General features: G+C 72.4%; 10 protein-coding genes. All 10 read left to right on the plus strand.

Translation table 11 applies throughout. The features are described from left to right. Positions 1 to 401: 401 nt before the first annotated feature. The 10 genes from ACQPY0_RS33315 to ACQPY0_RS33360 all read left to right on the plus strand — a co-directional run bounded on the left by ACQPY0_RS33315 (position 402) and on the right by ACQPY0_RS33360 (position 9,448). Complete coding sequence (locus ACQPY0_RS33315; protein ID WP_432969468.1) at positions 402 to 1,316, plus strand: beta-ketoacyl reductase; 915 nt, start codon at positions 402 to 404, stop codon at positions 1,314 to 1,316. Positions 1,317 to 1,343: 27 nt separating this feature from the next. After that, positions 1,344 to 2,837 carry an FAD-dependent monooxygenase gene (locus ACQPY0_RS33320; RefSeq protein WP_432969471.1) on the plus strand — a complete coding sequence of 498 codons (1,494 nt, stop codon included), beginning with the start codon at positions 1,344 to 1,346 and terminating at the stop codon, positions 2,835 to 2,837. An 84-nt stretch (positions 2,838 to 2,921) separates the two neighbouring features. Further along, the gene (locus ACQPY0_RS33325) at positions 2,922 to 3,671 is read left to right on the plus strand and encodes an FkbM family methyltransferase (RefSeq protein ID WP_432969474.1); all 750 of its coding nucleotides are present in this window, start codon (positions 2,922 to 2,924) and stop codon (positions 3,669 to 3,671) included. Positions 3,672 to 3,720: 49 nt separating this feature from the next. Then, on the plus strand, positions 3,721 to 4,332 hold the full coding sequence (locus ACQPY0_RS33330; protein WP_432969477.1) for a dTDP-4-dehydrorhamnose 3,5-epimerase family protein: 612 nt from the start codon (positions 3,721 to 3,723) through the stop codon (positions 4,330 to 4,332). Then, positions 4,329 to 5,264, plus strand: a complete 936-nt coding sequence (locus tag ACQPY0_RS33335) for an NAD-dependent epimerase/dehydratase family protein (protein WP_432969480.1) — start codon at positions 4,329 to 4,331, stop codon at positions 5,262 to 5,264. Before ACQPY0_RS33330 ends, ACQPY0_RS33335 begins: the two co-directional genes overlap by 4 nt. 52 nt (positions 5,265 to 5,316) lie before the next feature. Next, positions 5,317 to 5,616 carry a hypothetical protein gene (locus ACQPY0_RS33340; RefSeq protein ID WP_432969483.1) on the plus strand — a complete coding sequence of 100 codons (300 nt, stop codon included), beginning with the start codon at positions 5,317 to 5,319 and terminating at the stop codon, positions 5,614 to 5,616. Positions 5,617 to 5,622: 6 nt separating this feature from the next. Continuing rightward, positions 5,623 to 5,850 (plus strand): hypothetical protein, encoded by a 228-nt coding sequence (locus tag ACQPY0_RS33345; protein WP_432969486.1) that lies wholly within the window; start codon positions 5,623 to 5,625, stop codon positions 5,848 to 5,850. Between the two features lie 32 nt (positions 5,851 to 5,882). Continuing rightward, positions 5,883 to 7,232: an NDP-hexose 2,3-dehydratase family protein gene (locus ACQPY0_RS33350; RefSeq protein WP_432969489.1), complete on the plus strand. Its 1,350-nt coding sequence runs from the start codon at positions 5,883 to 5,885 to the stop codon at positions 7,230 to 7,232. 4 nt (positions 7,233 to 7,236) lie between these two features. Further along, on the plus strand, positions 7,237 to 8,223 hold the full coding sequence (locus ACQPY0_RS33355) for a Gfo/Idh/MocA family protein (protein WP_432969492.1): 987 nt from the start codon (positions 7,237 to 7,239) through the stop codon (positions 8,221 to 8,223). A gap of 49 nt (positions 8,224 to 8,272) precedes the next feature. Next, positions 8,273 to 9,448 carry a nucleotide disphospho-sugar-binding domain-containing protein gene (locus tag ACQPY0_RS33360; RefSeq protein WP_432969495.1) on the plus strand — a complete coding sequence of 392 codons (1,176 nt, stop codon included), beginning with the start codon at positions 8,273 to 8,275 and terminating at the stop codon, positions 9,446 to 9,448. Positions 9,449 to 9,450: the final 2 nt, after the last annotated feature.

The following is a 9,450-nucleotide window of genomic DNA, read 5'->3' on the forward strand; positions in this document are numbered from 1 at the left end:
CAGGCCCGGGCGGACGGGCCGGTGGCCGGTGTTGTCGTCTGGCTCGCCGGTGGGGCCGGGCTCGGTCTGGACCGGCTCGCCGCGCTGCCCGGCCGGCTGGAGCGGGCCGGCGTCGGCGTCCCGCTCGTCACGGTGACCAGCCGGGCGGTCGCGGCGGCGCGCGGCAACGTCGACCCGGAGCGGGCCCGCGTGTGGGGCGCCCTGACGCGGGCGCCGGGCGAGCCGGGCAGCGCGCTGGTCGACGTGCCGGACGGGTTCGACGCGGCCGGCGCCCCGCAGCTCGCCGCGGCGCTGCGACTGGCCGCCGCCGGCGCCGATCGGCTCGCCGTCCGCGGCCGGGAGGTGCTCGTGCCGCGGCTGGCCCCGCCGCCGGGCCCGCCGAATGGGCGCCGTCCGGGGCGGTGCTGCTCGCCGGGGCGGACTCGGCACTGGGCGCGTCGCTGGCGCGGTGGCTGGCCGGGCACGGCGCGGATCGCCTGGTGCTGGTCGGGGCGGACACGCCCGAGCGGGAGAAGCTGATCGCGGAGCTGAGCGAGACGGGTGCCGAGGTGATCGCGGGGCCGGGCGACGCGACGGCCGCCGCGGCGCTGGCCGCCCTGCCGGCCGGGACCCGGCTCAACGCGGTGATCCACGTCGGTGCGGTCACGGCCGCGCGGGCCGACGGCATCGCCGGCGAGCTCGCCGCCCTCGACGAGGCCACCGCCGCCCACCACCCGGAGTCGTTCGTCGTGTTCTCGCCGTTCGCCGGGGCGGCGGGCCTGTCCGGCGGCCCCGGCGCCGAGGCCGCCGCGTACATCCACGCCTGGGCGCAGCGCCGGCACGCGGGCGGGCGGCCCACCCTGGCGGTCGGCTGGGGCGATCCGGCCCCGTCCGCAGAGGACGGCGGGTGGCGTCCGCCGAGCCACCGGCTGGCCGAAGCCGTGCTCGGGCACGTCCGGTCCGGGGGCGGGTCGGTGCTCGTCGCCGACGTGGACGAGGCGCGGCTGACGGCGCTGCTCCGGTCCGGTCCGCCGGTCGCCGCGGGTGCGGCGGTCGATGAGCTGCGGTCTCGGCTGGCGGCCGCGTCCCCGCAGCAGCGCGAGGCGCTGCTGCTCGACCTCGTGTGCAGCCAGGCGCCGCTGGCGCTGGGCTACGAGTCGGGCGAACCGATGGACGAGACGGCCAGCTTCCTCGATCTCGGTTTCACGTCCTTCGCCGTCCTGGAGCTGTGCACCGCCCTGCGCGAGCGGGGGATCGACCTGGCACCCGCCGCCGTCTTCGAACACCCGACGCCCCGCGCGCTGGCCCGGCACCTCGCCGCGGCCCTGCCCGCTTGAGCCGACACCCCGAACCGAGGAGTACCGATGCCCAATCCCGTCATCATCGCAGGCGCCGGCGTCACCGGGCTGATGCTGGCCTACGAACTGGCGTTGCGTGATGTGCCGGTGACCGTGGTCGAGCAGTTGCCGGAGCCGACGCCCGCGCGGCCGGGGATGGCGATCAACGCGACCGTCGTCGACCTGCTGCAGCAGCGCGGCCTGATGGAGTCCGTGGGCGAGCACGGCTTCGACTTTCCCGCGGCGCATTTCGCCCAGCTCTGGCTGGAGCCGTCGCGGGTGCCGGACCTGCGCCAGTACAACTACATCGTCGCCCAGTCCGACCTGGAGCGGGTGCTGGCCCGGGAGGCGGCCGGGCTCGGTGCCGAGATCCGGTGGGGCCACGAGGTCGTCGGCTTCGCCCAGGACGACGACGTCGTCCCGGTGCGGGTCCGCGCGGCCGGGGCGGAGCACACCCTCGACGGCCGCTTCCTCGTCGGGTGCGACGGCCCGGGCAGCACGGTGCGCCGCCTGGCGGACATCGGCTTCCACGGGGAGGACCTGCCGTTCCGTGGCATCGTCGGCGACGTGGAGGTGGCCGAGGACAGCGAGTTGCTGACGTTCCTCGGCGCCCGGGAGTTCGTCGGCGGGCTGCTGACCGCCGCGCCCGTCGTCGCGGGCGCGCTGCGCATCATGACCGCCGAGTTCGACGTCGAACCCGAGGACCCGGCCGCGCCGGTGAGCGTGGACGAGCTGCGTACGTGCGCGCACCGGCTCAGCGGCATCGACCTCGGCGAGGTCAAGCCGCGCTGGCTGCGGCGCTGGGACTCCTCGACGCGGCAGGCGGAGCGCTACCGCCGGCGCAACGTGTTCCTGGCCGGCGACGCGGCACACGTGCACTTCCCGCTCGGCGGCCAGTCCATGAGCACCGGCATCGAGGACGCGGTGAACCTCGGCTGGAAGCTGGCCGCGGCGGTGCACGGCGAGGCGCCCGAGCACCTGCTCGACAGCTACCACACCGAGCGGTGGCCGGTCGGCGAACGGGCCTGCCAGAGCACGCTCGCCCAGTTCCGGCTGCTGCACCCGCTGGACCGTCTCGCCCCGCTGCGGCGGCTCATGACCGAGCTCATCGAGCTCGACCAGGTCAACGAGTTCCTGGTCAACCTGGTGTACGGGCTGGACGTGCGCTACCCGTTGGAGTACGAGAGTGTCGCCGAGCCGCTGCACCCGCTGGTGGGCCGCAGGATCTCCAGCGTGCCCCTGGTCGGCGCCGCCGGGGAGACGTCGCTGGCGCAGCTGCTGCAGCCGGGGCGCGGCGTTGTCGTCGAGTTCCGCGACGACGGCGGCACCACGACCCGCTCCGCCGAGTGGCTGGACCGGGTCGACGTGGTGACGGTCAAGCCCAGCCCGTGGATCGACGCGTCGCTGATCCTGCTGCGCCCGGACGGCCGGATCGCCTGGGCGGAGTCCGCGGACGCGGCCGGCGGCGGCGCCGACGGGCTGCGGGCCGCGCTCACGACCTGGTTCGGTGCCGGGCTTTAGGCACTCTTCAGCCGCCCCTGGTCGACTGGACTGATCCAAACATATCGATCAATATCGTTGCACAGACCGGAAAGGTCCCGGCCCATGAGCCCGCAGCGCATCGAGATGACCGACGGATTCGTGTTCTACTCGCCGAGCGAACGCGACGCCCGGTTCATCTACCAGGAGATCTTCCGGCACGAGACCTACAGTCTCGCCGGGCTGCCCGACGCCCCGGTCGTGGTGGACGTCGGCGCGAACGTGGGGCTGTTCTCGCTGTACACCAAGCAGGTCCGGCCCAAGGCACGGGTCCTCGCGTTCGAACCGGCGCCGGAGAACCTGGAGGCAATGCGGCTCAACGTCGAGCTGCACGACGTGACCGACGTGACGGTCCACGAGTGCGGGCTGGGCAGCCGGACCGGCGAGGCCACGTTCACCTACTACCCGAACCTACCGGGGAACTCGACGTTCACCCCGCAGGACAAGGCGATGGCGAAGGACCTGATGGCCGCCCGCATCGGCCGGGAGAGCACCGAGCAGCTCTACACCCCGACCGAGCTGGTCGTCCGGGTGGAGCGGCTCTCCAGGGTGCTCGCCGAGCACCACCCCGACGTCGACACCGTCGACCTGCTGAAGATCGACGTGGAGGGCACCGAGCTCGACGTCCTGCTGGGCATCGACGACGCGGACTGGCCGAAGGTACGCGCCGTGGAGCTGGAGGTGCAGGACACCGCGGGCTCCCGGCTGGCCGACATCGAGACGCTGCTGCGGGACCAGGGGTTCCTGGTCACCAGCGAGCTGCACCCCCTGATGCCGCAGAACATGCGGTTCTTCAACGTGGCCGCGGTCCGGTGAGCCGGACCCGACCGGTCCCGGCCGTACGCGACAGCGGAGGGCAGCCGTCATGAAGGTCCGACCCCTCGCCGTCACCGGAAGCTGGGAGTTCACGCCGGTCGTCCACGGCGACCAGCGGGGCGCGTTCGTCTCCCCCCTGCTCGGCGACGAGTTCACCGACGCGGTCGGGCACCGGCTCACCGTGGCGCAGACGAACTTCAACCGCTCCGCGAAAGGCGTCCTGCGCGGCATCCACTTCACCTCGGTCCCGCCCGGCCAGGCGAAGTACGTCTGCTGCAGCCGCGGCCGCGCGATCGACGCGGTGATCGACCTGCGCGTCGGCTCGCCCACGTTCGGCGTCTGGGACTCGGTGGAGCTCGACCCGGACACGTGGCGCTCGGTGTACCTGCCGGTCGGCGTCGGCCACGCCTTCCTCGCCCTGGAGGACGACACGATCATGTCGTACCTGGTCTCCACCGGCTACGTCGCCGAGCGCGAGCAGACCCTCGACGCGATGGACGCCGAGCTGGGGCTTCCGTGGCCGCGGGACATGGCGTTCGTACGGTCCGAGCGCGACGTCGCCGCCGTCGGGCTCCTCGAGGCGCGGCGGCGCGGCCTCCTGCCCGGCTACGAGGCGTGCCTGGCCGCCGAGCGCGAGGCACAGGCCGGAGGCGCCCGGTGACCGGCCCGGCCGGGCCGCTGCGGGTGGCGGTGCTGGGCGCCACCGGCTGCCTCGGCGGGCAGATCACGGCGGCGGCGAAGGAGGCCGGGCACCACGTCCTCGGCGTGGCCCGGCGGACGCCGGCCGGGACCGCGGCGGACACGTTCGTCGCGGTCGACGTCACCGACCCGGCGCTCGGTGGCATCCTCGCCGGCGAGCGCGTCGACGTCGTGGTCAACGCCGTCGCCGGCTGGGGCCGCAGCCCCGCCGAGGCGCACGCCGGGAACGTCGAGCCGGTCGACCGCCTGCTCGAGTGCCTGCGCGCGCTCGACCCGGTGCCGCGCCTGGTCCACCTGGGCACCATCCACGAGTACGGCCCGGTCCCCGAAGGGCTGTCCATCGTCGAGGACACCTCGGAGCGGCCCGAGTCGACCTACGCCACCGCCAAACTCGCCGCCTCGCGACGCGTGCTGACCGCGATCCGTGACGGGGAGGTGCGCGGCGCGGTGCTGCGCGTGGCCAACACCTACGGCCCGAACCCGTCGCCGGTCGGGTTCCTGGGCTCCCTCGTGCGGCGGCTGGCGGCCCTGGCGCCGCACGAGCGGATCGACATCACGGTGGCCGGCGACCGCCGCGACTACGTCGACGTGCGCGACGTGGCCCGGGCCGTCGTCCTGGCCGTACGGTTCCCAGCGGCCGACCCGCTCGTCAACATCGGCAGCGGCGAGGCCACAAGCCTGCGGACGATCGTCCGTGCGCTGGTTGCGGCGACGGGGCTGCGCCCGGAAGCCGTGGTGGAGCACGAGGAGCGGGTCGAGAGCCTCGGCGGGAGCTGGACGCGCTTCGACATCACCCGGGCCCGCGACCGGCTGGGCTGGCGGCCGCAGTACACCCTCGTCGAGTCGATGCGCGCGATGTGGGCCGGCGCCGCGGCCGTTAGCGCCGACTTATGAACGCTTTAGCGATCGCCGGAATCGTTGCCGACGCGGACAGATTGGAGCACCGATGGATGTCAGCGGTACGTGGAACCTGATCGTCGACAGCCCGATGGGCAAGCAGGACGTGTCGTTGCGGGTGGTCGCCGACAACGGCGTGCTGACCGGCACGCTCATCAACAACGCGTACAAGATGGAGAGCGAGATCTTCGACGGCGCGGTGACCGACGACCGGGTGCAGTGGAAGGTCAAGCTGCAGCGGGCCCCCGTGACGCTGTCGTTCGGCGGCGTCGTCACCGGCGACACGATGACCGGCAGCGCGAAGACCGGCATGTTCGGCAAGTTCGCGTTCAGCGGGCGAAGGATCTAGATCCTGATGGACGACCTGGCGCCGCAGCAGCTCGGCGGCTCGGACCACGCGCCGACCCGCCGGGGGCTCCTGCGCGCGGCCTGGGGATACACGGTGGATCTCCTGGCGCAGTGCGGCAGGACCGCCTTCGCGATGTACGTCCCCTACGTCTGTCTGCCCGACGAGTTCTGGCTCTACACGATCGAGCGGTGGGACTGGAACACGCCGCATCAGTGGTACGACGAGCGCCGGTGAACGGCACGACACGTCGTGGAGGACCGACAGCCATGTTCGACGACGTCGCCGAGTTCTACGCCTGGTTCACCGAACAGCACGCCCGCGACCGCTACCGGGTCGAACGGATCCCCGTCCAGGCGGCCACGGCGTGGCGGACGGAGCCCGGCACCGGCAACATCGTGCACGACAGCGGCAAGTTCTTCTCCATCCAGGGTCTGCGCGTCGACACCGACCACCGCGACACCAGCTCCTGGCGGCAGCCGATCATCGTGCAGGCCGAGATCGGCATCCTGGGCCTGCTGATCAAGGTGGTCGACCAGACCGTCTACTGCCTCATGCAGGCCAAGATGGAGCCGGGCAACATCAACGTCATGCAGCTCTCGCCGACCGTTCAGGCCACGCGGAGCAACTACACCCGGGTCCACGGCGGCAGCACCGTGCCGTACCTCGACTACTTCGTCGCGCCGCGCACCGGCCGCATCGTCTTCGACGCGCTGCAGTCCGAGCAAGGCTCGTGGTTCTACAAGAAACGCAACCGCAACATGATCATCGAGGTCGACGAGAACCTCGTGGTCCACGACCACTTCTGCTGGCTGAACGTCGACCTGGTGATCGAGCTGCTCAAGGTGCCCAACCTGGTGAACATGGACTCGCGCACCGTGCTGTCCGGGCTGCCGTACGCGCTGCCCGGCCCGATCTCGCTGCGCAGCCGGTTCGCCGGCCCCGCCAGGTACCGCTTCCAGCAGGTCCTCAGCTGGTTCTGCGAGGCCAAGTCCCGCTTCCGGCTGCACCAGGAGCTGATCCCGCTCGACGAGGTCCCGAACTGGCACTGGGCCGACGGCCGGCTCGTCCACGACGCGGGCCGCTTCTTCTCGGTGATCGCCGTGGACGTGACCGCCACCAGCCGCGAGGTGACGAGCTGGTCGCAGCCGATGCTCGCCCCGATCGACCGCGGCCTCGTCGGATTCATCGGCCGCACCGTCGACGGCGTGTTCCACATGCTGGCCCACGCCCGCACCGAGGCGGGAACGCACGACATCGTCGAGATCGGGCCGTCGGTGGCCTGCAACCCGGCCAACTACTCCCACCTGCCCTACGCGCGCCGGCCGATGTTCCTCGACGTGCTGCAGAACGCCACCGGCGACGACGTCCTCGTCGACGTCGTGCACTCCGAGGAGGGCGGCCGGTTCTACCACACCGAGAACCGCTACATGGTGCTCGACGTGGGCGAGGACTTCGACCTCGACGTCCCGGACGACTACTGCTGGCTCACCATCGAGCAGCTGAGCCGGTTCGTGCGCTTCGGCAACCTGGTCAACGTCTACGCACGCTGCCTGATCAGCTGCATGGTCGGCCTGGCCGACCTGGCGCCGCGGGACAACTCGAAGACCTTCGGGTAGGGCGATGACGACGGACCGTGCCGTCCGCCTCGGCGTCCTCGGCTGCGCCGACATCGCCCGGCGCCGCACACTGCCCGCCGCCACGACCGTCGGCGGCCTCGCGGTCACCGCGATCGCCAGCCGCGACGCCGGCAAGGCCCGGCGATACTGCGCCGAGTTCGGCGGCAGTCCCGTGCACGGCTACGACGCGCTGCTGACCCGCGAGGACGTCGACGCCGTGTACGTGCCGCTGCCCCCACTGCTGCACCGGGAGTGGGTCGAGAAGGCGCTGCGGGCCGGCAAGCACGTGCTCGCCGAGAAGCCGCTCACCACCACGGCCGCGGACGCCGCGGAACTCTTCCGGCTGGCCGAGCAGCGCCGGCTCGTGCTGATGGAGAACTACATGTTCCTCCACCATGCCCAGCACGAACACGTGCGGGACCTGCTGTCCCGAGGCGTGATCGGCGACGTCCGGGAGTTCTGCTGTACGTTCACCATCCCGCCGAAGCCGCCCGGCGACATCCGCCACGACCCCCGTACCGGCGGAGGCGCACTGCTGGACATCGGCGGCTACCCCATCCGGGCCGCCGTACACTTCCTGCCCGAACCGCTCACCGTCCTGGGCGCCGTGCTGCGCGAGAACGCCGGCACGGGTGTGGTGACCGGCGGCTCGGTCCTGCTGAGCACCGAGCACGGCGTCGCGGCGCAGCTGACGTTCGGCATGGAGCACTCGTACATCTGCGGCTACGAGTTCCGGGGCAGCACCGGCCGGCTCCGGCTCGACCGGGCGTTCACGCCGCCACCACACCTGCGCCCGGTGGTCCACATCGAAACCGGAGGCGCCGCCCAGACCATCACCCTGCCCGCGGACGACCAGTTCGCCAACGTGCTGACCGCATTCGCCGCCGCCGTGCGGCTCGGCTCGGCACCCCCGCACTGGCGCGCCGGCAGCATCCGCCAGGCGGCGCTGGTCGACGAGGTGGTCCGGGTCGCGAAGGCCGTGCCCCGCTGAGCCGGGCACCTGAACCGCCCGGCGGAACATCGACGATCAGGAGACCCGGATGAGGGTACTGTTCACACCGTTCAACTGGCCCACCCACTACTACGGCATGGCGACGCTCGCCTGGGCGGCCCGCGCCGCTGGGCACGAGGTCCGCGTCGCTGCCCAGCCATCACTCACCGAGGCCATCACGCAGTCCGGGATGAGTGCGGTTCGGGCCGGCGGGCGCCAGGACTTCGTCTCGCACGCCGCCCGCTTCATGCACAACCAGCAGTCGAGCCTCTCCGAACTGCCGCCCGAGCGCATGCACGAACTGTTCCATCTGCGCAACGCCCGGTTCCTCGCCACCGCGCAGGACGCCGCCGAGGACCTCATCGCCTTCACCCGGTCCTGGCGCCCGGACCTCATCGTCAGCGACCCGCTCGTGCACGCGGCCCCACTCGTCGCCGGCGTCCTCGGCGTGCCGATCGTCCACCACCTGTTCGGGCTCGACGTCGCCAGGAAGATGCGGCTGCTCGGCCTGCCCTCCCCCGACGGCGACGAAGGCTTCCGCGCGTTCTACGCCCGCTACGGCGTCGAACTGGCCGCCGAGGCCGCGCTGCGCACCATCGACCCGTGCCCGCCCAGCATCCGGATCCCGGGCGGCGCCGACGTGCTCCCCGTGCGCTGCGTGCCGTACAACGGGCCCGGGACCGTGCCGGACTGGATGCTCAAGCCCGCCGAACGCCCCCGGGTGTGCATCACGTGGGGCACCTCGACCGGCGTCGTCGGCGGCGCGAAGAGCTTCCGCATCCCGGACCTCCTCGGCCCGGTGGGCAAGCTCGACGTCGAGGTCGTGCTGACCCTCCGCTCCTCCGACGCCGCCCTCGTCGAGGACGTGCCGGACAACGTGCGGATCGTGCACGACGTGCCGCTGAGCATCCTGCTGCCGACGTGCGCCGCCATCGTGTACCAGGGCGGCGGCAGCACGATGCTCACCTCCCTCTACTACGGCGTCCCGCAGGTCATCTCCCCGCAGGTCGCCGACCAGCACTTCAACGCCCAGGCCATCGCCGGCAGCGGCGCCGGTATCCACCTCGACGCCGCCGCGGTCGGCGACTTCGACGCGGTGCGGGATGCGGTCGCCACCGCCGTCTCCGACGAGGGCATCAGGGCCGCCGCCGACCGGCTGCGGGACGAGGTGGCGGCCCAGCCGACGCCCGCGGACATCATCCGCACTCTCGAACACCTCGTGTAGCC

Origin of the sequence: Dactylosporangium sp. CA-233914 (genome assembly GCF_050942935.1) — a bacterium.
Lineage (GTDB): Bacteria > Actinomycetota > Actinomycetes > Mycobacteriales > Micromonosporaceae > Dactylosporangium.

What these genes read in the sequence shown, in the direction of transcription:
- ACQPY0_RS33325 (WP_432969474.1), top strand. Translation starts at nt 2,922, where the DNA reads ATGAGCCCGCAGCGCATCGAGATGACCGACGGATTCGTGTTCTACTCG.
- ACQPY0_RS33320 (WP_432969471.1), top strand. Translation starts at nt 1,344, where the DNA reads ATGCCCAATCCCGTCATCATCGCAGGCGCCGGCGTCACCGGGCTGATG.
- ACQPY0_RS33330 (WP_432969477.1), top strand. Translation starts at nt 3,721, where the DNA reads ATGAAGGTCCGACCCCTCGCCGTCACCGGAAGCTGGGAGTTCACGCCG.
- ACQPY0_RS33345 (WP_432969486.1), top strand. Translation starts at nt 5,623, where the DNA reads ATGGACGACCTGGCGCCGCAGCAGCTCGGCGGCTCGGACCACGCGCCG.
- ACQPY0_RS33360 (WP_432969495.1), top strand. Translation starts at nt 8,273, where the DNA reads ATGAGGGTACTGTTCACACCGTTCAACTGGCCCACCCACTACTACGGC.
- ACQPY0_RS33350 (WP_432969489.1), top strand. Translation starts at nt 5,883, where the DNA reads ATGTTCGACGACGTCGCCGAGTTCTACGCCTGGTTCACCGAACAGCAC.
- ACQPY0_RS33355 (WP_432969492.1), top strand. Translation starts at nt 7,237, where the DNA reads ATGACGACGGACCGTGCCGTCCGCCTCGGCGTCCTCGGCTGCGCCGAC.
- ACQPY0_RS33340 (WP_432969483.1), top strand. Translation starts at nt 5,317, where the DNA reads ATGGATGTCAGCGGTACGTGGAACCTGATCGTCGACAGCCCGATGGGC.